Here is a 26074-nt window from a genome sequence, read left to right on the forward strand (position 1 = left end):
TTGACATTTTCAGTAAAATATGGTATTTTATATTTGCAGCTCATGCGAGGTACAAGTGCGATCCATCAAACGATTCATTCCATTCTTCACGCACACATTGGGCGTCTCCTGACGGAGACGCCCGTTTTTTCTTTATGACTGGGGGATATACTGCTCGGTCAGGGTGACCTCACGCTCCAGATAGGCGCCCTCCCGCCACAGGCGGAAGGAGATCACATCGCCCACGGCCATCCCCTCCTTCAGGGCCAGCAGTTCCTCGATGGTGGTCACCGCCTGACCGTTGGCCTCCACGATCACGTCCCCGGGGAAGATGCCCTGGGTCCTGGCGTCGGAGTCCTCCTGCACACTCTTGACACAGACGCCGGCAGGCATACCGTAGACCTCCATCATCTCCTCGGTCACTGTATAGCAGGTGATGCCGATGGTAGGTTCCCCGCTGACATAACCCTGGCGGATCAGGTCCTCCACCACGGTCTTGACGGTGGTGGTGGGAATGGCGAAGCCCAATCCCTCCACCGTGTCGTCATAGGCGTACATCTTCATATTGGTGATGCCCACCACCTGGCCGTACTGGTTGATGAGGGCGCCCCCGGAGTTGCCCGAGTTGAGGGCGGCGGTAGTCTGGATGAGCACCATACTGTACCCGTCCACATCCACGACCCGGTTGATGGCGGAGATGATGCCGTCGGTCATGGTGCCCCGCAGCTCCTGGCCCAGGGGGTTGCCGATGGCCACCGCCGGGTCCCCCACTCGCAGTTGATCGGAGTCTCCGAAGACCGCGGGCTGTAAATCCTCCCCTTCCACCTTGAGCACCGCCAGGTCGGTGGGAAGGTCCATTCCCACCAGCAGCGCATCCAGGATGCGGTCGTTCTGAAGCACCACCTCCACCTGACTGCATCCCTCGATCACGTGGGCGTTGGTGATGATATAGCCGTCGGCGGACAGCACTACGCCGGTGCCGTAGGAGTAGGAGGTGCCCGCGTCTCCCCAGATGGAGACGATGGACTGGATGTTCTCCTCATAGATGGTCTGGAGGGGGTGGGGCTCCGACTGGGGCTGGGGGTTCAGCGTTACAGTAACCTCATCCCCCAAGGGAGCCCGTTCTACCGTGGTCTCCCCCCGCTTCTCATCCTCCTGCCAGGGGTCCTCCCAGTCCTCTTCCCATTGCTGGCCGCCGGAGGGCCGCGACAGGGCATCCCGGTACCGCAAGGTGTCGCCCACCCAGTGGAGCACCACCGCCGCGATGATCAGCAGCGCCAGGGCGGCGCAGAACAGCAGCACCGCCCGGCCCGGTCTCCTGGGCCGGCGGCCCTTCCTCCGGCCGGGGCCGCCCATCTCTTCCGGGTAGACCCGGTTCTGGTCATAGTAGTAGCCGTGCATGGGTCCCTCCCGTAGTGCGGCTCACAGCAGGCGGGAATCTTCCCCGCCCACTGGATGCCGGTTTCAGGCCAGCGTCAGGGTAAAGGCGAACTCGGTCACCCCGTCCTGGCTGGTCACTGTGATGTTTTCCTTGTGGTTGTTAAGGATAGTCTTGACGATATACAGGCCCAGACCCACACCCTCCCGGTCCACGCTGCGGGATTTGTCACTCTTGTGGAACCGGTCAAAGATCATGGCCAGCTCCTCCGGCGGGATGGTCTGGCCGGTGTTGCGTACTGTTACATGGGCCTTGCCCGCCTTGGTGGTGATGGAAATGCCCATGGTGCTCCCGGGATCGGAGAACTTGATGGCGTTGTCCAGCAGGTTGTAGCACACCTGGGTAATGGCGTCCGGGTCGCCCCACACCATCACCGGATCGTCGGGCAGCTGGGTATCCACATCCAACTGCCGGTCATTGATCTTGGTCTCCAGGCTCACCAGTACCCGCAGCATGACCTCGGATACGTCAAACTGCTCCTGAGCCGTCACATTCTCCGCCGACTGAAGCCGGGACAGATCCAGCATCCGCCGCACCAGGCGGGAGAGCCGCCGGGTCTCGGAGGAAATGGTCTGGAGGGCGGCCCGCTCCCGCTCGGGGGGGATGGTGCCGTCCAGGATGCCGTCGGAGAAGCCGGCAATAGTGGTCATGGGAGTCTTGAGCTCATGGGAAATGTTGGCCACAAACTCCGAGCGCCGCTCCTCGCTCTTGGCAATGGAATCGGCCATGGCATTAAAGGCCTCGGCCAGCTCTCCCACCTCGTCCCGCCGGTCCTCGTAGCCGGTGACCCGGACATCATATTCCCCGTGTCCGAATTTCCGGGCGGTCTCGGCGATCTCCTTCAGAGGCTTGGTCTGCTTCAAAGAGGTCACCGAGCTGGTGAGGAAGGCGATGCACAGCACCACCACAGCGGTAAAGAAGAAGATGGTGGTAAAGGCGCGCCACAGCTCCGTCAGACTGGAGGCCTCCGCGGCCACATAGGCCACACCCACCAGATTCTGCCGGGTCTGGCCGGTAGTCACGTCCACCGTCTTGATGGTAATGGGAGTGCCCGCCACATACCGCTTCTCCGAGAAGAAGCCTCCCAAATCGCTCATGCCCGTGTAGCCGCCGGTCTTGGCCACCGTCTCGGACACCGACTTGGGCAAATAGCGGCCCGACAGATCCTTATAACCCTGGACCGTGGCACCGTCAGTGGACACCACCATCTCGCCGTCGGCCTCAGTGATGAGCACCACCGCGTCGGAGATGCGGGCGATGGTGGCCACCATGGTAATATACACCTCATCCTCCACACTGTAGCCGATGGAGCGGACCGAAGCGGTGAAGTTGGCCACGTAGTCGGCATTGCGCTCCATGGACTCTTTGGTCTGCCGGATGGTGTACTGGTAGGACAGGGTAAAGAAGGCGGCGCCCAACAGAGCGAAGGAGATCAGGATCATCCCTGCCGTCAGGACGAACTGCCGTTTATACAGACTGCTCATCCGCCGGTCACAACCTCAAACTTATAGCCCACGCCCCACACGGTTTTCAGGGACCACTGGTCGCTTACCCCCTCCAGCTTCTCCCGCAGGCGCTTGATGTGTACGTCCACGGTGCGGGAATCGCCGAAGTAGTCAAAGCCCCACACCTCATCCAGCAGCTGGTTGCGGGTAAACACCCGGTTGGGAGAGGCGGCCAGATGATAGAGCAGTTCCAGCTCCTTGGGGGGCGTATCCACCCGCTTGCCGTCCACCAGCAGCTCATAGGAGTCCAGGTTGATGACCAGCTTGTCAAAGGACAGCTTCTTCTCCCCGCTGCCATTCTCGTCCCCGCCGAAGCGGCGCATCACCGCGTGGATGCGGGCCAGCACCTCCTTCATCTCAAAGGGCTTGACGATGTAGTCGTCGGCGCCCCCCTCCAGGCCGGCCACCTTGTCCTGGGTCTCGCCCTTGGCGGTGAGCATGATGACGGGGGTCTTGTCATTCTCCCGGATCTTTTTGAGCACCGACCAGCCATCCATCACCGGCAGCATGATGTCCAGCAGCACCAGGTCGGGGCGGAAGGAGCGGAACAGCTCCACGCCCTTGCCGCCATCGCCGGCTACCGCCGTCTCAAAGCCCTCCTTCTCCAGATAGAGATGGAGCAGCTCCGCAATATTGGAATCGTCTTCCACAATGAGGACCTTTTTACCCATAGTACACCGTCCTTCTCAGACTGATCTGAATCATATTCTTCCGGTCCCTCCGGTTATGCATTCAACCGGGAGCCCGCGTCCCATTCTTTTTTATTATACGCCCAAAGTCCCGACGTGAGGTGAACAATTTGTAAATCGACCGCCTATTTTGTTCCAACGTAGGACCGGTCCAGCTGGAGCACCACATAGCAGCCGGGTACCACCCGGCGCACGGTATCTGTGATGCGCTGCCGCACCTCCTCGTCTGTGAGGCGGCAGCGGTGGGGCACCACCACGTCAAAGATCAGGTTGGAGTGCTGGGGGCCACGGGTCAGGCGGAAGTCGTGGATGCTCATATCCGGGTCGATCTCCCGGACCAGCTCCGCCACCTGCTCCCGCAGCCGGGCCACCTCGCTGTCCCCGGTGGCGATGGGGTCCATATGGACGGTGGTCTCAATGCCGAACTTCTCCTGGATCTCCCGCTCGATGTGGTCGATGGCGTCGTGGGCGTCCATGATGTCCTTGTCCTCGGGCACCTCGGCGTGGAAGGAACACATCCGCCGGCCGGGGCCGTAGTCGTGGATCACCAGGTCGTGCATCCCCACCACCTGCTCATGGGAGAGCACCAGCTGCTGGATGGCCTTCACCAGCTCCGGCTCGGGGGCGGTGCCCAGCAGCGGATTAAGGGTGTCCTTGGCGGCCCCCCAGCCAGCCCGCAGGATGAAGATAGCCACCACCACACCAATCCAGCCGTCAATGCTCACCTGGGCAAAGTGGCCGATCAGGGTGCCCGCCAGCACGGCGGAGGTGGCCACCACGTCGGACAGGGAGTCGGCGGCGGTAGCCTCCATGGCCGCCGAGTTGATGCGCCTGCCCAGCTTCCGGTTGAAGAGGCACATCCACAGCTTGACCAGAATGGAACAGATCAGGATGATCACCGTCACCAGGGAGAAGGCCACCTCCTCCGGCCGGATGATCTTCTCAATGGAGGTCTTGCCCAGCTCCACACCCACCATCAGAATGAGCAGGGAGACCAGCAGGCCCGCCAGATACTCGATACGGCCGTGGCCGAAGGGGTGTCCGTCATCCGCCTTCTGCCCCGCCAGCTTGAAGCCCACCAGCGTGACCACCGAGGAGCCGGCGTCAGACAGGTTGTTGAAGGCGTCGGCCGTTACGGCGATGGAGCCGGTCAGTACACCGGCAAAGAATTTCCCCAGCGACAGCAGGAGATTGAGAAAAATACCCACGCCGCCGGACATCACGCCGTAGCGCTCCCGCACCGCCGGGTCCTGTACGTTCTCATGGTCCCGTACCAAATGCCGGACCAGAAAATCCGTCATATATGTCCCTCCAAATTCCAAAACAGATTCTAATCATTATCCCACGGAAGTACTCCAACGTCAAGCCGTCGACCCTTCTTCCGCCATGATCTTACCTATTATAATAAATAAGGAGCGGCGCATGACTGCGCCGCTCCTGCGTCTTGCTGCCTTTATTCCAGATCCGCCGGGAGAAAAGCCTCATAGGGCAGTACGGCGGACAGCTCCACCATCAGGTCGGAGAACCCTCCCGACCGGTCCCAGTCCGCCCGTGGCGTGCGCAGCACGCCGCCTTCGGTTGGGCGGATGGGCAGAGACACCACCGCCCGGGACCCACGGTCCTCCCGCTGTTCAAATACGATGGTACCGCCGTGAAGGGAAGCGATGCGCCGGGCTACCCGCAGCCCCAGCCCCAGGCCCTCCGGCCGGTACAGCAGGCTCTCCTTCTCTGTCTCATCGGGGGGAAGCAGTCCGGGGCCGTCGTCCCAAACGGTGAGCACCGCCCGGTCCTCCCGCACCGCCAGGCGCAGGCCGGTGTGTCCGCCCTTCCCCGCCGCCCGGAAGGAATTGGAGATGAGACCCAGCAGCATCCGCCGCAGCTGGACCCCGTCCCCGGTGGTGATCAGGCTGCCCTTCTCCTCCTCATAGGAGAATTCCAGTCCCGCCTGCTTTGCCAGAGAGGCCACCTGTTCTCCCAGGGTGCGGCACAGCCCCGCCAGATCCAGGCTGCCCGGCTCCACCTTCACTTCCTCCTCCGGCAGCTGAAGGTACTCCAGATTGCCCAGCATGCGCATCATGCGGTACATGCTCTGGTGAAGGATGGCCAGATAGGGCTCGTACTGCTCCCCCGCCTTTTCCTGTACCACCGGCGTCAGCAGCTGGACCGCCGCCGCCAGATTGTTCATCTGCTCCCGGAACTGCTCCACCAGCAGCAGTCCCAGGTCCTCGGAAACAGGCTCCATCCGTCCATCTCCCCTTCCTGCGCCCCAGAGGGGCTATAATCAAAGTCAGTATAGCAAATATTTTGTCGAATCTCAAGAAATAAGGTCGTATAACGTCGAAACTGCCACGTTTACCGATAACCCACGCATAAATTTATACAGTTTCCCCAGTAAGTTTTGCATTTTTCCTCTTTTCATTCCCGGCAGATTAGTCTATAATGTAGTCGCGCCAAAGAAAGATGTATTAAGAGGCTATTTAGAACAAAGGAGAGATTCACTATGAGCATTAAAGTGGGTATTAACGGTTTTGGCCGTATCGGTCGTCTGGTGTTCCGCGCCGGCATCAACCGCTCCGACATCGAGTTCGTCGGCATCAACGATCCTTTCATGACCCCCGACTACATGGCTTATATGCTCCGTTACGATACCATGCACGGTCAGTTCGACGGCACCATCGAGTACACCGATGACGCCATCATTGTCAACGGCAAGACCGTGAAGTTCTTTGCCTGCATGGACCCCAAGGACATTCCCTGGGGCGAGGTGGGCGCTGAGTACGTCGTGGAGTCCACCGGCGTGTTCCTGACCCAGGAGAAGGCCCAGGCTCACATCGACGCCGGTGCCAAGAAGGTCGTCATGTCCGCTCCTTCCAAGGACTCCACCCCCATGTTCGTGATGGGCGTCAACCAGGACAAGTACACCTCCGACATGAAGTTCGTGTCCAACGCCTCCTGCACCACCAACTGCCTGGCTCCCATCGCCAAGGTGCTGCATGACAACTGGGGCATCACCGATGGTCTGATGACCACCGTTCACTCCACCACCGCTACCCAGAAGACCGTTGACGGTCCCTCCAAGAAGGACTGGCGCGGCGGCCGTGCCGCTGCCGGCAACATCATCCCCTCCTCCACCGGCGCCGCCAAGGCCGTGGGCAAGGTCATCCCCGAGCTGAACGGCAAGCTGACCGGTATGTCCATGCGTGTTCCCACCCTGGACGTGTCCGTGGTCGACCTGACCGTCAACCTGGCTAAGCCCGCCAAGTACGACGAGATCTGCGCCGCCATGAAGAAGGCTTCTGAGGGCGAGCTGAAGGGCATCCTGGGCTACACCGAGGACGCCGTTGTCTCCTCCGACTTCCTGGGCGACGCCCGCACCTCCATCTTCGATGCCGGCGCCGGTATCGCTCTGACCGACACCTTCGTGAAGGTCGTGTCCTGGTACGACAACGAGTGGGGTTACTCCAACAAGGTCCTGGACCTCATTGCTCATATGTATTCCGTGGACCACAAGTAAGTTACTTGAAACCGAAAAAGGGACGCTGCATCCGCAGCGTCCCTTTTTTCTGTCTGTCTTTTTCAAACAAGCGCTTATACCAGCTCTTTCAGCAGGGGCTCGAACTGAACCCCCTCCACCGGCGGGGTGCCCACCTTCAGGGTATGGGCCACACACCGCTGGACAAAGCTCACCGCCTGCTCCACAGACCCGGGCAGCTCATCCCCCCGCATGAGGGCGCCCAGCAGCACGCTGGCAAAGAGGTCCCCGGTGCCGGGGAAGTGGGCGGGCTCCTGGTGGGCCATCACAAAGCCGGTGGTGCTGGTGATGCGGTCAAAATACCCCGCGCCCACCTGGCCCTCCCTCAGGCTGATGCCGGTGAGCACCACCGAGCGCCTGCCCTCCAGGCTCAGCCGCTCCAGCCAGGTCCGGATGCCCCCCTCCTGGGTGGGACGGCTGGCATAGTCCTCCTCCAGCAGCAGGGCGGCCTCCGTCCAGTTGGGGGTGATGCAGTCGGCCCCATCGGCCAGCTCCCGCATTTTGGCGCACAACTCCGGAGTGCAGGTGCGGTAGGGCTTGCCGTGATCCCCCATTACCGGGTCCACCAGCACCCGGGTGTTGGCTCCCCGGAACTGCTGATAGAAACCCTCGATGATCCGGATCTGGTCCGGTGAGCCTAAAAATCCGCTGTAGATGGCGTCAAATTCCACTCCCAACTCCGCCCAGTGAGCAGCAGTCCGCTCCATCTGGTCAGTCAGGTCCAGAAAGGTGGCCTTGTCGCTAGGCGGGAAGGCAGTATGGGCGGAGAGGCTGGCGGTGAGCAAGGGGCAGCACTGGCTCCCCATGGCGGACAGCACCGGCAACACCACTGTTAGGGAGCAGCGGCCGAAACCTGAAATATCCTGTATGGCAGCAATCCGGGGCGCAGCTTTCATGGTCTGAATCCTCCCGAAACAGTATTTTCGTCGATTTATTATAATGCGTCCGGAACAAAGCCGCAAGTCAAACCCACCGGAATTGTGCCGGAGGAATTGACTTTTCCCCCTGCCGATGCTAAACTGATACAAGTATTTCTGCGGGCATGATGGAATTGGTAGACATGCGAGATTTAGGTTCTCGTGCTTCACGGCGTTGGGGTTCGAGTCCCCATGCCCGCACCACCCGCCGCGGACGCCACAGCGTTCGCGGCTTCTTTATTCGCACATTGTCTGTACAGGAGGTTACACAATATGGATACGCTTCATCAACTGATGCATTTTATTGCCGGCAGCCCCAGCCCCTACCATGCGGTGCATAGCGCCGCCGCCCTGCTGGAGCAGGCGGGCTTTGCCCGGCTGGAGGAGTGCGCCCCCTGGACTCTGGAGTTGGGCAAGGGCTACTACACCACCCGCAACCAGAGCAGCCTCATCGCCTTCCGCCTGCCCAGGGAGACGGTCACCGGCTGGCGGATGACCGCTGCCCACAGCGACTCCCCCACCTTTTACATCAAGGGCGACGTACTGGAGGGGGACAAGCGCTACCTCCGCCTGTCCGCCGAAGGCTACGGCGGCATGAACTGCGCCTCCTGGCTGGACCGGCCCCTTACCGTGGCGGGCCGGGCGGTGGTCAAGACCGCCCAGGGTGTGGAGAGCCGCCTGGTCTACCTGGACCGTGACCTGCTCACCATCCCCAGCCTGGCCATCCACCAGCAGCGGGACGTCAATAAGGGCCACGACTACAACGCCCAGAAGGACATGCAGCCCCTGTACGGTCTGGCGGACTCTCCCTCCCTCACCCAGCTGGTGGCGGAGGAATTGCAGGTGTCCCCCGAGGACATTCTGGCCACCGATCTCACCCTCTGCCCCCGGCAGCAGCCGGTGGTGCTGGGCCCCGCCGGGGAGCTGTTCCAGGCTCCCCGCATCGACGATCTGGCCTGCGCCTATGCCACCCTGGAGGGCTTCCTTACCGCCCAGACCATGGACAGCACCGGCCACATCTACTGTCTCTTTGACAACGAGGAGGTGGGCAGCGGCACCCGCCAGGGCGCCCTCAGCTCCTTCCTGCCCGACGTGCTGTCCCGGATCGCCCATGGGATGGCTCTGGATCCCCAGCAGGTCCGGCAGGCCCTGGCCGGCAGCATGCTGCTCAGCGCTGACAACGGCCACGCTGTCCATCCCAACTTCACCGAGAAGGCCGATCCGGCCAACAGGGTCTATCCCAACGGCGGCGTAGTGGTCAAGCTGTCCGCCAACCAGAAGTACACCACCACCGGCCTTACCGCCGGCCTGTTCAAGGCAATCTGCCGGCAGGCCGGGGTTCCGGTCCAGGTCTTTGCCAACCGGGCGGACGAGCCCGGCGGCTCCACCCTGGGCAATCTGCTGAGCCAGGCAGTCAGCATCCCCATGGTGGACATCGGTATGGCCCAGCTGGCCATGCATTCTGCCGTGGAGACCGCCGGCAGCCAGGACCCCGCCTACATGGCTCAGGCCTGCACCGCGTTCTTCCAGACTCAGTTTGTCCTCACTGCCGACGGCATCTATCAGTTTGCATAAGTATTCTGCTGCGGACCGACAACGGTCCGCAGCTTTTTTTATCTCATACCCCCGCGGGGATTGAGTCCGCCGGGGCAACATGTTATAATATGATATATTCCTACAAATTATTTCTCAAATTCCATCGTTATCCGTACTTTTTCACCAATTTTTAGGGGGTGTCGTCTTATGGCAGGCGTCCGGCTGGAGCACGTGTCCCGGGAGTATATTATGGGAAAAACGGTGATCAAGGCTGTGGACGACATCAGCTTTACCATCCCCGAGGGCAAGTACACCATCATTCTGGGGGCCAGCGGCGCGGGAAAATCCACGGTGCTCAATATTCTGGGCGGCATGGACTCCCCCACCGGCGGCAAGGTCTTCGTCAACGACAAGGAGATCTCCGGATTCAATAAACGCCAGCTCACCCAGTACCGCCGGGAGAGCATCGGCTTTGTGTTCCAGTTCTATAACCTGATGCCCAACTTAACCGTGGAGGAGAACGTGGAGCTGGCCAGCCAGATCTGTCCCAATCCCCTGGACACCCGGGAGGTATTGCAGATGGTGGGACTGGATGACCGGCGGCGGAACTTCCCCGCCCAGTGCTCCGGCGGCGAACAGCAGCGGGGGGCCATCGCCCGAGCCCTGGCAAAAAATCCCGATGTGCTGCTGTGCGACGAGCCCACCGGCGCTCTGGACTACGTGACGGGCAAGTCCATCCTGGCCCTGTTGTACGACCTGTGCAAGCAGAGCAAAAAGACAGTGGTGGTGGTCACCCACAACGGCGCTCTGGCGCCCACTGCCGACGTGCTCATCCGCATGAAGAGCGGTAAGATTGAGTCCTTTGAGGAAAATCCCAACCCGGTGCCGGTACAGGAGCTGGAGTGGTAGCATGATCTGGAAGAATTTTTTCCGCGACCTGCGGCGCACCGCCTCCCGGCTGATCTCGGTGAGCATCATCACCATGATCGCCGTGGTGGTGTACACCGGTCTCAGCGGAATCATTTATAATGTAGACCGGATTATGGGGGACTATTACGACGCCCAGAACGTGGCCGACTACTGGATCTCCGGCTCCGGACTGGATCAGGCCGACTGCCGGGAACTGGCGGCCATCCAGGGGATCACAGGGGTGCAGCCCCGGGTGGTGCTGGACGCCGAGGACCGGCATGACAGCGACCTGACCCTCACTCTCTACGGCGTGGCCGACTTCTCCATCAACACTCCCTATGTGGTGGAGGGCTCCCTGCCTCAGAACAGCCGGGAGATCTTCCTCAGCGACGGGTACGCCGCCGCCCACGGGCTGGAGGTGGGGGACTGGTATGAGATCACACTCACCGGTCTGGGCATCCACCTGCGGCTCCAGATCTGCGGGATCGGCAAGGACCCGGAGTGCCTCTACAACATCAACGCCACCAACCCCTCCCCCGATCTGTCCCGCTTTGCCTTCGCCTATGTGGACGAGGAGGTGCTCAGCGGGGTGATGGGGGCCAACCAATATACCCAGATCTGCATCACCACCGCCAACGACGTGCCCCCCTCCGCCCTTCGCACCGCCATTGACGAGGTGCTGGGCACCAAGGTGGTCAACATTCTGGCCCTGGAGGACAACCAGCCCGCCTACTCCCTCATGGAGAGCAAGGACAATCTGGTGCCCATCCTCACCTTCTTCCCCACCCTGTTCTTCCTGTGCGCCGTGCTGATGATGGTGAGCACCATGAACCGGCTGATCGAAAATGCCCGCATGGATATCGGCACCTTCAAGGCCCTGGGCTACGACGACCGCACCATTCTCATCTACTACCTGCTCCACGCCCTGCTGGTCGTGGTAGTAGGCTTCCCCATCGGCGCCTTTCTGGGCAAATATATCGCCGCCCTCATTGTGTGGACCATCGCCACCGGCTGTGACCTGCCCTCCTATACCATCGTCCATGACTTTGCCGCCTGGGGTCGGGCAGCGGGGCTCACCGCCCTGTGCTGTCTGGGCAGCGCCTGGCTGGTGGCCCGCTCCCTGCTGAAGGAGAGCCCCGCCCAGTGCATGCGCCCCAAGCCCCCCAAAAACGCCAAAACTGTTCTGCTGGAACGGATCGGTCCCCTGTGGCGGCGGCTGGGCTTCAACACCAAGTACATCATCCGCAACACCTTCCGCAACAAGGTGCGGATGCTCACCTGTATTGTAGGCATCGCCTTCTGCATGGCCCTGGTCTTTATGGCCTTCGCCATCAAGGACTCCATGGACACCTACTCCGACGCTCTGGCCCAGAATCAGAACAAATACGATGTAATGGCCAGTCTGAACAGCTCAGTGACCGAATCCCAGTACGCCCGGCTCATCAACGCCCCCGGCGTCACCGGGGCGGAGCTGGAGATGTCCACCGCCTGCTGGATGTACACCGACGACCAGCGGGTCACCTCCACCCTGACCGTAACGGAGGACACAGTCTCCCTTCACCTGTACGACCCCTACGCCTCCGGCTCTCTCACCCTGCCGGAGGACGGGCTGGTGCTGGAGCAGGCCCTGGCCGACGAGCTGGGTGTAGAGGAGGGAGATGTCATTACCCTTCGTTTTACCGGAGATAATCATTACTATACGTTAAGAATAGCGGAGGTCAACCGCTGCGTCAGCGGCGCCTATGTGAGCCGCAGCCTGTGGCGGGACCTGGGGAAGGGCTACTCTCCCACCGCCGCCTATCTCACCACCGGGGACGCCGCCGCGCTGGAACGGGAGCTGGACCGCTACGATTTTGTGGACGGCTGGCAGAGCCGGGAGGCGGTCACCGCCGCGGCGGTGGAGAAGATGACCAATACCTCCATGGTGGTGTACATCCTCATCGTCTTTGGTGGCGGGCTGGCCTGTATCGTCATCTATAACCTGGGCATCATGAGCTTCTATGAACAGATCCGCAGCCTGGCCACCCTGATGGTGCTGGGCTTCCATGAGAAGGAAATCAAGAAATTACAACTCAGTGAAAATCTGATCTTCGCCGGGGCGGGCATCCTTTGCGGCATCCCGCTGGGCATCGCACTGGACCGTTTTCTGATCTTGTCCATTACCGCCATGCCACTGGAGGTGGTCATCACCCCCATGGCCATCGGCCTGTCCTGCGCGGTGACCATGGGCTTTGCCCTGGGGGTCAATGTCATCATCGGTCGGAAAATGCGGGAGATCGATATGTTGGGCGCGCTCAAGAGCGTGGAATAGCACACGGGGGTGTATTTGTATGAAAGCTGTATTCCGGCGGCGTGGAGCCGCCCTGTGTACCGTCCTCGGTCTGCTTCTGCTGGCCGGCTGCTCCGGCGGGAACAAAGACGAATACCGCACCGTAAATCCGGATGTGGGACCGGTGGAATACCGAGTGGAGGATACAGGCACGGTGACCTACGCCGACAACTACACCATCGTTCCCACCGTCAGCGGCACGGTGGAGTCCTGCACCTTTGCCGAGGGGGACACCGTGACGGAGGGCCAGGTGCTGTACACCATCGACTCCAGCTCCCTGGAGGACCAGATCGAGCAGGCCCAGCTGTCCCTGGACAGCGCCCAGGCCTCCCTGAGTCAGGCCCAGGCGGCCTGCGCCGACCTGTCGGTGGTATCCCACGCTTCGGGCACCGTTACGGCAGTCAACGTCCATGTGGGCGACATGATCTCCTCCGGCACGCCGGTGGCCCAGGTGGTGGACAATGTAAACCTGAAGCTCACCGTTCCCTTCTCCCTGGAGAACGCCAAGTTCCTGACACCGGGAGCCGCCGCCCTTATCTCCTTCCCCGGCATGGCGGACACCCTGCCCGGCAAGGTAGTGCGGGTGTATGACACGCCGGTGGCTCTCAGCGGCAGCCGCACCGGCGTCAACGTGGAATTCTCCTTCCAGAATCCGGGCACATTGACCAACGAGACCACCGCCACGGCCTCGGTGGGCGGGATGCAGTGCATGGAGGCGGGCATCATTTCCTACGGCACCGAGCAGTCCATTTACGCCGCCCAGTCGGGCCAGGTGATCTCCCTTTCCATTCAGGAGGGACAAACCGTCTCCTCCGGCCAGACGGTGTGCACCCTGAAGAACGACAGCCTCACCAACTCGGTCACCAACGCCCAGATTCAGGTCCGCTCGGCCCAGACCAGCCTGTCCCAGCTGGAGGACCAGCGGGAGGATTACACCATCACCGCCCCGGTGGACGGTACCATCCTCAGCCGCACCGCCAAGGAGGGGGATCTGGCCTCCGCCGGCAATCCCATGGCGGTGCTGGCCCAGCCGGAGGCCCTGTGCGTCCACGCCAGCATCGACGAGCAGTACATCGACCGGGTGGGAACCGGTCAGAGCGTGTCCATCACCTTCACCACCGATACCGGCGAGCAGCGCACCTATGAGGGCTCGGTCCGCCGGGTGGAGGAGACCGGCGTAACCTCCGGCGGCGTCACCGACTACACCGTGGAGATCGCCCTGGAGAACACCGAGGGTCTGCGGGACGGCATGAACGTGTCGGTATCCATCCTCACCGAGGGCAAGGATGACTGCCTGCGGGTGCCTGTGAAGGCGGTGGACGGCGACACCGTTCAGGTACTGCGAAACGGGAAAGTAGAGACCGTCACCGTGGAGACCGGCATGGTGGGCAGCCAGTATGTGGAGATCCTGTCCGGCATCACAGAAGAGGACACCATCGTGCTGCCGTAAACAGAACAGCGCCTGCCGCAGTCACGGCAGGCGCTTTCTGTTATCCGGATCTCAGTCCAGGCTCCACTCTCCCTGGCAGCTGTTCACAAGGGCGGCGGCCTCCTCCGGGTTCAGGCCCTTGATGCTGTAGGTGACAGCCACCGTGGGCTCCCCGTTGCGCACATAGTGGACCGTAAAGGAGTCATACCGCCAGCCCGGGGTATCCCCCAGATCGTCGTCCACATAACGGCCGAACCGCTGCTCCATGGCCTGTGGCGTGATCTCATCCGGCAGAACGTCCGTGGGCAGCTGCTCGTCGGTGTGGGCGTCCAGCAGCAGATCCGCCTTCACGCTCACAGTGTCATACCCCCGGCACCACAGGATGCTCAAACTGTCCTCCAGCTCGTCAAAGTGCCAGTGGGCGCTCTCAAAGACAAAGCCGTCGGGCAGGGCCGCCCGGTCGGGCAGATAGTCGGCCAGCTCCTGCTGATAGGCCTCGCCCAGGGTCAACTCCCCACTGCCGTAGAGCCGCACCCCCGCCAGCATCATATGTTTTCCCTCAAAGCCGTCGCCCCTCAGTCCGCCGTCGGTAAACCCCTTGTGGCCCACTACCAGGCTGGTCAGCCGGGCTCCGGTCTCCTCCTCCCCGCTGTTGCAGGAGAAGGAGACCCCCATCTCCCCGTCAAAGTAATGGGCATGGTACACATGCTCCTTGACATCGTCTCCATCGGTGTCATAATACAGAGAATAGGTGGTGACCTCCATGCCGTCCACGGTCTCCACTCCGGCGTCGGCATAGATAAGGTCGATGAGGGGTTCCCGGCCGGGCCACAGCTCCAGCGTCAGCTCCTCTTCTCCCCGGTTACCCCAGATCTGGATCCGCCAGGGCTTGCCCTCGCCGTCGTAGGTCACCATACCGTCCAGTCCAAAGCCGGTCCAGTCCAGCATCCATGGTACCTGATCGGTACCGCCCAGGACGGTGATGATCTCCTGGGCGGTAAGTTTTTCCATAAACCACCCCTCCGGCAGGGCATAGTCGCCGGCCATAGCGTCCGAACCGGTGCAGTCGGGGTAGTCGTAGCCGGGTATATTGGGGAAGCTGTGGGGCTGGCCCTCAAAGGGGTCCTCGACCACCAGGGTATACTCAGTCTGCTGATTTCCCGCCGGGGTGGCGGCCACCCCAGCCGTGGGATCGGGCTGTGTCTGGGCCCGGCCCTGCCACAGCTGCCAGCCGCCCACCGCCGCCACCAGACAGCAGGCCGCCAGCACTCCCGCCGCCAGGGCGGGGCGGGGACGGCGGGGTCTCTCCCCCGCCATGATCCGCTCGCGCAGCTCTCCGGGGGCCTGAATACGGTCCATATAGGTACGATATCGGTTCATGGTTCGTCTCCTTTCAGCAGCACTCCCAGCTTTTCCCTGGCCCGGGTGAGCCGGGAGCGGACGGTGCCCTCCCGCCAGCCTGTCAGTTCGGCGATTTCCGCCGTCTGATATCCCTCATAATAATAGAGGTGAAGCACGGTGCGGTCTTTGGCAGGCAGCTTGCCGATGGTCTCCATCAGGCTGTGCTCCTCCGGCCCGGCGGCGGGGTAGGTGTCCAGCAAAGGCGCGGTGCGCCGCCGCCAGGGGGAACGCAGGCGGCTCTTGCAGCCGTTGACGGTCACCCGCAGCAGCCAGGCCTTTTCGTGGGCAGGACTCTCGAAGTCCGGGTCCTTTTCCAGGCAGCGGAGGAAGGCGTCCTGTACCGCGTCCTCCGCCTCATGGGCGTCCCCAAGGATGGCCAGAGCGGCCCGATACAGGGTATTCTCATATTGCAGCAGCAGGGTCTCCAACCGGTTGGAATCCATCCTCTCCCCTCCTTTCACCCTTATATACGCTTTTAGACGCAGTTTTGCTGCAAAGGAGCCGAAAAAAAGATCCGGAGGAAATTCCTCCGGATCTTGACGAAATTCTGTTATGCTTTCTGAGCCGTGAAAGTGCTTACATCGTCCCTGCCCACGATGAGGACACGCCAGATGAAGATGGCCAGGAACAGGGCAGCCACCACGATACCGATGGGGTAAGCAATGGCGGTGGACAGGTTCAGGCATTCAGGTGCCTGGATGAAGTAGGTCACAGACACTGCGGACATGAAGGTAGCGGGCAGAGCCGCGATGAAGCAGGCCTTGGGGGGATAACCGTACTTGTGCAGGAACACGGCGCCGGTCCACAGCACGATCATAGCCAGGGTCTGGTTGGCCCAGGAGAAGTAACGCCACAGCACGTCCCAGGGCAGAGCCAGAGCAATGACGGCGCCCACGCCCAGCAGGGGGATGGACAGAGCGGCACGGGGGCCTACCTTGGACTGGTCAATGTGGAACCAGTCGGCGATGGTCAGACGGGCCGCACGATAGGCGGTATCGCCGGAGGTGATGGGGCAGGCGATGACGCCGATCATGGCCAGAACGCCGCCCACCTTACCCAGCAGGCCGGTGGAAATCTGGAAGACTACGTCACCGGCGCCGCCAGCGGCGATGGCGTTGGTCAGGCCGGTCATGCCGGCCAGCAGAGAGCCGTGGTTGGTATAATAGGTAACGCCGGCAGCAGCCCAGATCAGAGCAATGATGCCCTCGGCCACCATGGCGCCGTAGAAGATGGTGCGGCCCTGCTTCTCACTGGTGATGCAGCGGGCCATCATGGGGGACTGGGTGGCATGGAAGCCGGAGATGGCGCCGCAGGCCACGGTGACAAACATCATGGACCACTTGGGCAGTCCGCCGGGATGGGCAGTGGTCAGGCTGGCCAGAGACAGCTCGGGCATATCCCCGCTCATCTGAGTCAGGATGCCGCCGCCGATGCCCAGGGCCATAACGATCAGGCAGATACCGAACACAGGATAGAGCTTGCCGATGATCTTGTCGATGGGCAGGAAGGTTGCAATCAGGTAGTAGATCATGATGACCACCAGCCAGAACATGGTGCCCATCCAATCGGGGGTCAGCTTGGCCAGCAGGCCGGCAGGGCCAACGGAGAAGTTGACGCCCACCATCACCAGCAGCACCACGGAGAACACACGCATGATGAAGGTGATGACCTTGCCCATGTAGAGGCCTACCACCTCGGAGATGGACTTGCCGTCGTTGCGCTCGCTCATCATGCCGGAGAGGAAGTCATGGACGCCGCCGCCCAAAATGGTACCAAAGACGATCCACAGGTACACCGAGGGGCCCCAGCAGGCACCGGACAGTGCGCCGTAGATAGGACCAAGGCCGGCAATATTCAGCAGCTGGACCAGGAAAATACGCCAGGTTTTCATGGGAACATAGTCCACACCATCGGGGTGGGCTACCGCAGGGGTGGGCCGGTCGTCAATCCGGAAGATCTTCTCCACCAGCTTACTGTAGGTGAAGAAGCCCACGATCAGCAGAATCAGGCAAACAAAAAATGTAACCATACAGGAACCTCCTCAAACTGCCTCCGGGCAGAGCCGCGCGCCCTCTGTCGCAGGAGCAAAGCATAGCAGGCGGAGCGATGTCAGCTAAAACATCCCTACCGCCTGAAGCGTCTACATTATAGTTCCATGCGCGTAAAAATCAAGGGGGGCGGCAGGTAAAAAGTGCACCAAAATTTCTCGTTTCTTGATTAATATAATATTCCATTTTCCACATAATAAGGAGGGCTCATATGTCAGAACAAACCGACCTGCGCCTGGCCGTACTCATTGACGCGGACAACGCACCCCGCTCCGCCCTGGGGGATATCATGGCGGAGGTGGCGGTATACGGCACCCCCACCATCAAGCGGATCTACGGGGACTGGACCACTCCCAACCTGGCGTCCTGGAAGGGGCCGCTGCTGGAGAACGCTATCACCCCCATCCAGCAGTACAGCTACACCACCGGCAAGAACGCCACCGACTCGGCCATGATCATAGACGCCATGGACATCCTCTACACCGGCCAGGTGGACGGCTTCGTCCTGGTCAGCAGCGACAGCGACTTCACCCGTCTGGCGGTCCGGCTGCGGGAGGCGGGTAAGAAGGTGTACGGCATGGGGGAACGCAAAACCCCCAACCCCTTCATTGTGGCCTGCGACAAGTTTGTCTACATCGAGGTCATCCGGGCCGCCGCCGAGGAGGCCCGGGCGGAGGAGGAGAAGCCCAAGGCCCAGAAGCCCCAGAGCCAGAAGAAAAAGGGCGCCCCCGCCCAGCCCCAGGAGCCGGAGCACAAGGTACCCAAGGCGGTGGTCAAGCTCATCGCCGAGTCGGTGGACACCATCGCCGACGAGGACGGCTACGCCGCCCTGGGGGAGTTGGGCAACCTGCTGGTGAAAAAGCAGCCTGATTTCGACCCCCGAAACTTCGGTTTCTCCAAGCTGTCCAAGCTGGTCAAATCCCTCTCCCGGTTTGAAGTGGACGTGCGTCCCACCAGTCAACCCAACGTCACCCACATCCTGGTGCGGGACAAGCAGAGTAAATAGCCAAAATAACCAGTTTGTGCCATGGAAAGCTGCGAAATCCACAGCTTTCCATGGCTTTTTTTGTGCATTTTTCAGAAAGACAGATGGGACACCATAGGGTATAATAATGCGGACTGAGCGGCATACGAAAAACTTCTGTAAACCATTTGCTCATAAGTTCCTTTGGCCTTAACACAGGTATATTTCCGGCGAAAACGGGGCAAATTACCGCTGTAGAGGCCCGCTGCGGTCACAGAAAAGAAACCTCTTTGACTTTACTGCAAGTTATGGTATAATATATGCGTATTGGAGCGCTCTGCGGAGTAAGAGCGCCTTTGGATGCTTTACCGTGCCGGATGTTCCGGCCCTGGATCCCGCCGGTGAGGGTGTGTTCCCCGGCGGAAGGAATAGAGGGTTGCATTTTGACAAAGTATGTAATTCACGGCGGAAAGCCGCTTTTTGGAGAAATTGATATCAGCGGCGCGAAAAACGCCGCTGTTGCTATCATCCCCGCCGCCCTGCTGGTGGACGGGGTATGCCGCATTGAAAACCTGCCCCAGATCAGCGACGTGACGCTGCTGCTCAACATCCTGCAGGAGCTGGGCGCCGACGTGCGCACCGTCAACCGCACCACGGTGGACGTGGATTGCTCCCACATCCGCAACGCCCGGGTGCCTGAGGAGCTGGCCCGCAAGATCCGGGCCTCCTATTACCTGATCGGCGCTCTGCTGGGCCGCTTCGGCTCTGCGGAGGTTCCCCCGCCCGGCGGCTGTGACTTCGGCGGCCGGCCCATTGACCAGCACATCAAGGGCTTTGTGGCCATGGGCGCCAACGTGGACGTCCGGGGCGGCTACATCCATGCCAAGGCTGCCAAGGGCCGGATGACGGGCACCCAGATCTATCTGGACATCGTCTCCGTGGGCGCCACCATGAACATCATGCTGGCCGCCGTTCTGGCCGACGGCATGACCATCATTGAAAACGCCGCCAAGGAGCCCCACATCGTGGACCTGGCCAACTTCCTCAACTCCATGGGCGCGGAGATCATGGGCGCCGGTACCGACGTCATTAAGATCCGCGGCGTGGAACGGCTCAGCGGCGGCACCTACTCTATCATCCCCGATCAGATCGAGGCGGGCACCTACATGACCGCCGTGGCCGCCACCGGCGGCGAGGTCCTCATCAAGAACGTCATCCCCAAGCATCTGGAGTGCATCACCGCCAAGCTGCTGGAGATGGGCGTGGATGTGGAAGAGCGGGACGACGCGGTGCTGGTGCGCCGCACCGGCAAGCTGACCCGTACTAACGTCAAGACCCTGCCCTACCCCGGCTTCCCCACCGATATGCAGCCCCAGATCGCCGCCGTCCTCTGCCTGGCGGAGGGCACCAGCGTCATCACCGAGGGCGTGTGGGACAACCGGTTCCGCTATGTGGACGAGTTCCGCCGCATGGGAGCCCAGATCCAGGTGGACGGCAAGATCGCCGTCATCGAGGGCGTGGAGAAATTCACCGGCGCCCGGATCCAGGCCTGCGACCTGCGGGCGGGCGCGGCCATGGTCATCGCCGGCCTGGCCGCTCAGGGCACCACCGAGATCGGCTGCATCCACCACATCGAGCGGGGCTACGAGGACATCGTCCGCAAGCTCTCCGGCGTGGGCGCCGACATCCGCGTGGTGGTCACCCCCGACGAGGAGAAGCAGGCCCAGGTAGGATAACCCCAAACATTGCGATCAACAGGCGGAGAGAGTGTATCTCCCGCCTGTTTTTTCTGGAAAGGAGCGATTTTGTGCTGGAACTGTGCACCCTGGCCAGCGGCTCCAGCGGCAACAGTCTGCTGGTGAGCGACGGCGCCACTCATATTCTTGTGGATGCCGGTATCTCCTGCCGCCGGATCACCACCGCCCTGAAGGGGCTGGGCATCGATCCCGTGGACCTGTCCGCCGTACTGATCACCCACGAACACAGCGACCACATCTCCGGTCTCACCACTCTGACCAAGCAGCGGAAGGTGCCGGTCTACGCCAGCCGGGGCACCGGCCGGCAGCTGTGCTACCGCATCGCCTTTCTGGAGGAGGTGCTCCACCCCTTCACGCCGGGGGAGTGCTTCTCCATCGGCTCCATCCACATTGAGACCTTCCCCACCCCCCACGACGCCGCCGAGAGCACCGGCTACGCCCTGTCCGCCGGAGGGCGGAAGGCGGCGGTGGTCACCGACCTGGGCCATGTGACGGCCGAAGTGGAGGCGGGTATCCGGGGGGCCAACCTGCTGGTGGCCGAGGCCAACCACGACGTGGAGTGGCTTCGCTCCGGACCCTACCCCTACTTTCTCAAGGACCGCATTCTGGGGGACCGGGGCCACCTGTCCAACGAGGCGGGGGCCGCCCTGGTGTGCTCCGCCGTGGCGGCAGGGGCATCCACCGTGGTGCTGGCCCACCTGTCTCACGAGAACAACACCCCGGAGCGGGCCCGGCAGGTGGTGGGAGACTCTCTTACCCGCATGGGGGCCCTCCCCGGGCGGGACGTATGCCTGGATGTGGCTCCCCGCAGCGAGCCGGGACGGAGGTATGCGGTATGAAGGGCGTCTCCATTCACATTATCTGCGTGGGCAAGCTGAAGGAAAAATTCTACATAGACGGGGCGGCGGAGTACGTCAAGCGGCTGGGGGGCTACTGCAAGCTGCAGCTCACCGAATTGCCCGAGGAGCGGCTGCCCCAGAATCCCTCCCGGGCCCAGATCGACGCCGCTCTGGAAAAGGAGGCGGCCGCTGTGACCGCCAAGCTTCCCAAGGGAGCGGCGGTGGTGGCCCTGTGCGTGGAGGGGGAGCTGCTCTCCAGTGAGAAGCTGTCCGCCCGGCTGGAGAAGTGGACCGGCAGCGGTACCAATACCCTGGTGTTTCTCATCGGCTCCTCCTACGGCATGCATCCCTCCCTGAAGGAAAAGGCCAGTCTGCGCCTGTCCATGTCCCCCATGACCTTCCCCCACCATCTGGCCCGGGTCATGCTGCTGGAGCAGATCTACCGCTGCTTCAAGATCCAGGAGGGCTCCGGCTACCACAAGTAAATATCCGGTATTATTTGACAGCATACGGCGTAAACTTCCAAAAAACAGGGTGGATATACCGGTCGGTTTGTGCTATAATCACAAGCGCAGAGATGTGCTTTTGCTGAAATTGAGGTATATTGGAGGTAATTCCCATGGCTTATCGTGATGTATATGAGAAGTGGCTCAACAGTCCCGCCCTCAGCGAGGCTGAGAAGGAGGAACTGCGTTCCATCTCCGGCGACGAGAAGGAGATCGAGAGCCGCTTTTTTGCTCCTCTGGAGTTTGGTACCGCCGGTCTGCGGGGCACCATGTGCGTGGGCCTGCATCAGATGAATATCCACGTGATCCGCCACGCCACCCAGGCCTTTGCCGAGGTCATCAAGGCCGAGGGAGCCGAGGCGGTGGAGCGGGGTGTGGCCGTGTGCTACGACTGCCGCAACAATTCCAAGGCCTTCGCCCGTGAGACCGCCTGCGTCATGGCGGGCAACGGCATCAAGGTCCGTCTGTTCGACGCCCTGCGTCCCACCCCCGAGGTGTCCTTCGCCGTCCGGGAGTACCACTGCATCGCCGGCGTCAACGTCACCGCCAGCCACAACCCCAAGGAGTACAACGGTTACAAGGTCTACTGGCAGGACGGCGCTCAGCTGCCCCCCCACCACGCCTCCGCCATTGCCAAGAAGATGGAGGAGCTGGACCTGTTCGACTCCATCCAGCGCATGGACTATGACGAGGCTGTGAAAGCCGGTATGATCACCCTGATGGGCGAGGAGACCGACGAGAAGTTTCTGGCCAACGTCATGGGCCAGGTCAACGACAAGGCCGCAGTGGAGAAGGTGGCCGACACCTTCAAGATGGTGTACACCCCCTTCCACGGCACCGGCTACAAGCTGATCCCCGAGGCGCTGCGCCGCCTGGGCATGAAGCACGTCATCTGCGTCCCCGAGCAAATGGTCATTGACGGCAACTTCCCCACCGTGGTCTCCCCCAACCCGGAGAATCCCGAGGGCTTCTACCTGGCGGTGGATCTGGCCAAGAAGGAAGGGGCCGACTTCATCCTGGGCTCCGACCCCGACGCCGACCGTGTGGGCATCATGGTGCGCAACGATCAGGGCGAGTACATCACCATCTCCGGCAACCAGACCGGCGTGCTGCTGCTGGACTACCTGATCGGCGCCAAGCAGCGCACCGGCAAGATGCCGGACAAGCCGGTGGCCCTCAAGACCATCGTCACCACCGAGATGGCCCGCAAGGTGGCCGAGACCAACGGCCTTGCCTGCTATGACACCTTCACCGGCTTCAAGTTCCTGGCCGAGAAGAAGGACAAGCTGGAGAACGCCGGCGAGGGCAAGGTGATCTTCGCCTACGAGGAGAGCTACGGCTACATGCTGGGCGACTACGTCCGGGACAAGGACGCCGTCACCGCCTCCCTGGCTCTCACCGAGATGGCCGCCTGGTACGCCGGTCAGGGCATGACCCTGTACGACGCCCTCCAGAAGTGCTATGAGAAATACGGCTTCTACGGCGAGAAGACCCTCAACCTGGTGATGCCCGGTCTGGACGGTCTGAAGAAGATGGCAGACCTGATGGCCGGTCTGCGGGAGCATCCCCCGGTGGAGATCGCCGGTGTGGCGGTGGCCCAGCAGAAGGACTACAAGGACGGCTCCGTGGTCAACGTCTCCGACGGCGCCAAGTCCGCCATGGAGCTCACCGGCTCCAACGTGCTGCGCTACGAGATGGCCGACGGCACCAGCCTCATCGTCCGTCCCTCCGGCACCGAGCCTAAGGTCAAGGTGTATATCCTGGCCAATGGCACCTCTAAGGAGGAGGCCGACGAGAAGGTGGCAAAGTACGCCGCCTGGGCCGAGAGCCTGAAAAACTGAATTGATCCGTAAGAAAGCCCCCCGGCGTGAGCCGGGGGGCTTTCTTATGTTATTTGACCTCCACGATGCGCACCTTGCCGCCCTGGTCGGGAGAGCGGTCATAGTAGACGGTGATATCGTCGCAGAAGGCCAGGGCCAGCTTCAGGTTGTCCAGATAGTTCCCTTCGCTGACGCTGTACCACTGCCCGGTGGTCTTGTTGTAGCACTGAACCTGACTGGAGATGGGCAGTACCATCTCGTTGGTGGTCAGGGTCATGGTATCCAGGTCGAACTGGGACCGGCGGATGCCCTTGACGGACTGGACCACCATAAAGCCTGCCATGAGATAGTTGTCCTCGATCTTGCTCAGGGAGCCGGCAATTCCGCCCATCTTGCCGGACTTGGCGTCTTCCACCCGGCCCACCGTATAGGTGACGTCGCCGCTGCCGTTTCTCACACGGATCTCGCCGTTCTGATACTCCTGGGTGACCGTTCCGTCGGGGTTTTTGATCTCCTGGGGTCCCGCAGGCCGGTAATAGATCTCACCATACTGGTACCGGTCGCCGGTCACATCATTGAGGACCACCTTATCCACCCGGTTGGCCCAGTCATAGCCCACATAGCTGATCTGATCGGCCATGACCAGCGGTACGGTGATATCGCTGCGCTTAATCTCCACCAGGGTACCGTTGCCCACCTGCTCAAAGAACCGGGCGCCGGGAGACAGCTTCTTGGTCCCCAGCCGCTCCTGCTCCAGATCCAGGGGCGCCACCGAGCCCTTGTAATAGGTCCGGCTCAGATTGAGGATACCCCGGCTGCTGGAGGACACCGTGACCAGATAGCCGTTGAGCTTTTCGGCGGCCGTGTCGCTGTAGGTGGTGCCGCCCTTCAAAGTGATGAGTCCATCCAGCAGGGTGATGCTCACATCGTCCTTGGAGGTCACCTGGGCCACGCCCACCGCATTGGACTTGGCCACGTCGGTGGAGACGGCGCCCGCCACCTCGCCGGTGGCCGTCAGCAGCAGCGTCATCCGGCTGCCCACTTTGAAGGTGGCCAGATCGGCCATGGCGCTGGGCAGCACCTGGAACTTGGCCCCCATCATGGTAATGGTGGAGGGGGTCTGGGCGTTGGGATAGGCGTCCTCATAGAGGCCGCACAGCTTCAAATCGGAGATAAACAGGGTATTGGAATTGGGATCGTAGGTACCCACGTCGTACTGGCGGATGTCGCTGGTATCCGCCGGAATGCCGTTTTTGTAGATGGTGGGCGTCTTACCATCCGTAATGGGATAGAAGGCGTTGCCGGTGCCGGTGGGCTTGTTCTTGACCACCATCACCCGGCCGTTTTCTCCGCTGGTACTGGCGGCAGTGCGGTAGAGGTGCTGGAGCTGCCCGGCAGCATCATAGCAGGCCACCATGGCCGTGCCGGTACGCAGGCTGGTCCAGACCTGCTCATAGGTTTCCGCATCCGCGCTGTCGCTGCGGTAGACCTGGGTATCCAGGGTCACCGCCACCGTATCTCCATCCACCGTGGGGATGGCGTTGGCCTGGGGACTGCCCATCACGGTAAAGGCCTTGTAGGTATAGCCCTCCTCCGGCAGGATAGCCAGCACCTTCTTGTCCTTGTCCAGCACCAGCTTGGCCAGGGTACCGCCCAGGGTCTCATCCATGCCCACCCGTCCGCTCTGGTAGGTACCGGCGGCGGTGAACACCTTGCCGTTGGTGGTCCCCGCCGCGGCGGAGGTCACATCCAGCAGGACGGAGGGCTCGGTGATGCTGCACCCGCGGGTGGTCAGATAGGGCTCGTCGCCCCCCTTGGAGCTGGTAAAGAGCAGGTTGTAAAAGAGGATGGCAGCCTGTCCGCGGGTCAGGTTGGCGCCCCCCGATACCGTCAGGCCCTTGTCCAGTCCGGCCTGGGCAGCCAGGCCCATGTAGCCTTCGTACCACACGGTGCCGGTGGCCACGTCCCCGTCCTGGTAGCCCAGCACCCGCATGAGGATGGTCACCGCCTCCCCCATGGTGATGGGGCGGTCAGGCCGGAAGGTGCCGTCTCCCACGCCCATGATGAGGCGGGTGCCGGCACTCTGGCTCTCTCCGTCGCCGGAGGAGCCCCCGCCCCCCACTGTGATGGAGGAGGCCAGATTGATGTAGCCTCTGGCCCAGTGCCGGGGGCCTACGTCAGTAAAGATGGTGCGGCTGCGCTGGGCGGGCTCCTCGGCGCCCCGGCCCATGATCTCCACCACCATCTTGCAGAACTCACCCCGGGTCAGGGTGCCGCTGGGGTTGAAGGCGCCGGTGCCGGTGCCGTTTACCACCCCAAGCAGCCGCAGGGTCTCGGCGGCATTGGCCTGTCCGGCGTCGGCAATGTCGGTAAAGGCGCTGTTCCCCGCCGCCGACGCTGGCGGGAAGAGGAACATCCCCGCCAGGATGGCCGCTGCCAGCAGGGCGGAAAGCCATTTTCTCAGTCTCATACGCTC

Annotated in this window: 20 protein-coding genes and 1 tRNA gene; 11 read left to right on the forward strand and 10 right to left on the reverse strand. The window is 61.9% G+C overall.

Annotated features, from left to right (window positions below; genetic code table 11):
• Positions 1 to 132: 132 nt before the first annotated feature.
• The 5 genes from B5G34_RS08985 to B5G34_RS09005 form a co-directional block, all read right to left on the reverse strand.
• Complete coding sequence (locus B5G34_RS08985) at positions 133 to 1380, reverse strand: trypsin-like peptidase domain-containing protein (protein ID WP_087336262.1); 1248 nt, start codon at positions 1378 to 1380, stop codon at positions 133 to 135.
• 63 nt (positions 1381 to 1443) lie between these two features.
• Entirely contained in the window at positions 1444 to 2901 is a 1458-nt protein-coding gene (locus B5G34_RS08990; protein WP_087336264.1) for a HAMP domain-containing sensor histidine kinase, read from the reverse strand.
• Positions 2898 to 3593 carry a response regulator transcription factor gene (locus tag B5G34_RS08995; RefSeq protein ID WP_087336266.1) on the reverse strand — a complete coding sequence of 232 codons (696 nt, stop codon included), beginning with the start codon at positions 3591 to 3593 and terminating at the stop codon, positions 2898 to 2900. The genes B5G34_RS08990 and B5G34_RS08995 overlap by 4 nt, the downstream gene beginning before the upstream one ends.
• Positions 3594 to 3736: 143 nt before the next feature.
• Complete coding sequence (locus B5G34_RS09000; RefSeq protein ID WP_087336268.1) at positions 3737 to 4912, reverse strand: cation diffusion facilitator family transporter; 1176 nt, start codon at positions 4910 to 4912, stop codon at positions 3737 to 3739.
• 152 nt (positions 4913 to 5064) lie between these two features.
• Entirely contained in the window at positions 5065 to 5853 is a 789-nt protein-coding gene (locus tag B5G34_RS09005) for a HAMP domain-containing sensor histidine kinase (RefSeq protein WP_087336270.1), read from the reverse strand.
• A 258-nt stretch (positions 5854 to 6111) separates the two neighbouring features.
• Between B5G34_RS09005 and gap the strand changes: the two genes are divergently transcribed.
• The gene (gene gap, locus B5G34_RS09010; RefSeq protein ID WP_087336272.1) at positions 6112 to 7125 is read left to right on the forward strand and encodes a type I glyceraldehyde-3-phosphate dehydrogenase; all 1014 of its coding nucleotides are present in this window, start codon (positions 6112 to 6114) and stop codon (positions 7123 to 7125) included.
• A 74-nt stretch (positions 7126 to 7199) separates the two neighbouring features.
• On the opposite strand, the gene B5G34_RS09015 is transcribed toward gap, so the two are convergent.
• Positions 7200 to 8039 (reverse strand): pyridoxamine kinase, encoded by an 840-nt coding sequence (locus tag B5G34_RS09015; protein WP_087336274.1) that lies wholly within the window; start codon positions 8037 to 8039, stop codon positions 7200 to 7202.
• A gap of 140 nt (positions 8040 to 8179) precedes the next feature.
• On the opposite strand from B5G34_RS09015, the gene B5G34_RS09020 reads away from it, so the two are divergent.
• From B5G34_RS09020 to B5G34_RS09040, 5 genes are all read left to right on the forward strand, one after another.
• Positions 8180 to 8264 (forward strand) — tRNA-Leu (locus B5G34_RS09020).
• 69 nt (positions 8265 to 8333) lie between these two features.
• Positions 8334 to 9635 (forward strand): M18 family aminopeptidase, encoded by a 1302-nt coding sequence (locus tag B5G34_RS09025; protein ID WP_087336276.1) that lies wholly within the window; start codon positions 8334 to 8336, stop codon positions 9633 to 9635.
• Positions 9636 to 9803: 168 nt separating this feature from the next.
• The gene (locus B5G34_RS09030; RefSeq protein ID WP_087336278.1) at positions 9804 to 10505 is read left to right on the forward strand and encodes an ABC transporter ATP-binding protein; all 702 of its coding nucleotides are present in this window, start codon (positions 9804 to 9806) and stop codon (positions 10503 to 10505) included.
• Position 10506: 1 nt separating this feature from the next.
• Positions 10507 to 12816 carry an ABC transporter permease gene (locus B5G34_RS09035; RefSeq protein ID WP_087336280.1) on the forward strand — a complete coding sequence of 770 codons (2310 nt, stop codon included), beginning with the start codon at positions 10507 to 10509 and terminating at the stop codon, positions 12814 to 12816.
• A 19-nt stretch (positions 12817 to 12835) separates the two neighbouring features.
• A complete protein-coding gene (locus B5G34_RS09040) occupies positions 12836 to 14284 on the forward strand; it encodes an efflux RND transporter periplasmic adaptor subunit (protein ID WP_087336282.1) in 1449 nt (482 codons plus the stop codon).
• A 51-nt stretch (positions 14285 to 14335) separates the two neighbouring features.
• Here the strand turns inward: B5G34_RS09040 and B5G34_RS09045 are convergent, their stop codons facing one another.
• The 3 genes from B5G34_RS09045 to B5G34_RS09055 all read right to left on the reverse strand — a co-directional run bounded on the left by B5G34_RS09045 (position 14336) and on the right by B5G34_RS09055 (position 17693).
• Positions 14336 to 15643, reverse strand: a complete 1308-nt coding sequence (locus B5G34_RS09045) for an anti-sigma factor (RefSeq protein ID WP_087336284.1) — start codon at positions 15641 to 15643, stop codon at positions 14336 to 14338.
• Positions 15640 to 16107, reverse strand: coding sequence for an RNA polymerase sigma factor (locus tag B5G34_RS09050; protein WP_087336286.1), 468 nt, complete (start codon positions 16105 to 16107; stop codon positions 15640 to 15642). Before B5G34_RS09050 ends, B5G34_RS09045 begins: the two co-directional genes overlap by 4 nt.
• A gap of 107 nt (positions 16108 to 16214) precedes the next feature.
• On the reverse strand, positions 16215 to 17693 hold the full coding sequence (locus B5G34_RS09055; RefSeq protein ID WP_087336288.1) for a carbon starvation CstA family protein: 1479 nt from the start codon (positions 17691 to 17693) through the stop codon (positions 16215 to 16217).
• A 230-nt stretch (positions 17694 to 17923) separates the two neighbouring features.
• Here B5G34_RS09055 and B5G34_RS09060 point away from each other — a divergent pair, with 230 nt between their 5' ends.
• The 5 genes from B5G34_RS09060 to B5G34_RS09080 all read left to right on the forward strand — a co-directional run bounded on the left by B5G34_RS09060 (position 17924) and on the right by B5G34_RS09080 (position 23619).
• On the forward strand, positions 17924 to 18718 hold the full coding sequence (locus B5G34_RS09060; protein ID WP_087336290.1) for an NYN domain-containing protein: 795 nt from the start codon (positions 17924 to 17926) through the stop codon (positions 18716 to 18718).
• A 401-nt stretch (positions 18719 to 19119) separates the two neighbouring features.
• The gene (locus B5G34_RS09065; RefSeq protein ID WP_087336292.1) at positions 19120 to 20412 is read left to right on the forward strand and encodes a UDP-N-acetylglucosamine 1-carboxyvinyltransferase; all 1293 of its coding nucleotides are present in this window, start codon (positions 19120 to 19122) and stop codon (positions 20410 to 20412) included.
• Positions 20413 to 20483: 71 nt separating this feature from the next.
• Positions 20484 to 21272, forward strand: a complete 789-nt coding sequence (locus B5G34_RS09070; protein ID WP_087336294.1) for an MBL fold metallo-hydrolase — start codon at positions 20484 to 20486, stop codon at positions 21270 to 21272.
• On the forward strand, positions 21269 to 21757 hold the full coding sequence (rlmH, locus tag B5G34_RS09075; RefSeq protein WP_087336296.1) for a 23S rRNA (pseudouridine(1915)-N(3))-methyltransferase RlmH: 489 nt from the start codon (positions 21269 to 21271) through the stop codon (positions 21755 to 21757). The genes B5G34_RS09070 and rlmH overlap by 4 nt, the downstream gene beginning before the upstream one ends.
• A 134-nt stretch (positions 21758 to 21891) precedes the next feature.
• On the forward strand, positions 21892 to 23619 hold the full coding sequence (locus tag B5G34_RS09080) for a phospho-sugar mutase (protein WP_087336298.1): 1728 nt from the start codon (positions 21892 to 21894) through the stop codon (positions 23617 to 23619).
• A 49-nt stretch (positions 23620 to 23668) separates the two neighbouring features.
• Here the strand turns inward: B5G34_RS09080 and B5G34_RS09085 are convergent, their stop codons facing one another.
• A complete protein-coding gene (locus B5G34_RS09085; protein WP_087336299.1) occupies positions 23669 to 26068 on the reverse strand; it encodes an S-layer homology domain-containing protein in 2400 nt (799 codons plus the stop codon).
• Between the last annotated feature and the right edge of the window lie 6 nt (positions 26069 to 26074).

The organism is Flavonifractor sp. An82 (assembly GCF_002159265.1).
Classification (GTDB): domain Bacteria; phylum Bacillota; class Clostridia; order Oscillospirales; family Oscillospiraceae; genus Flavonifractor.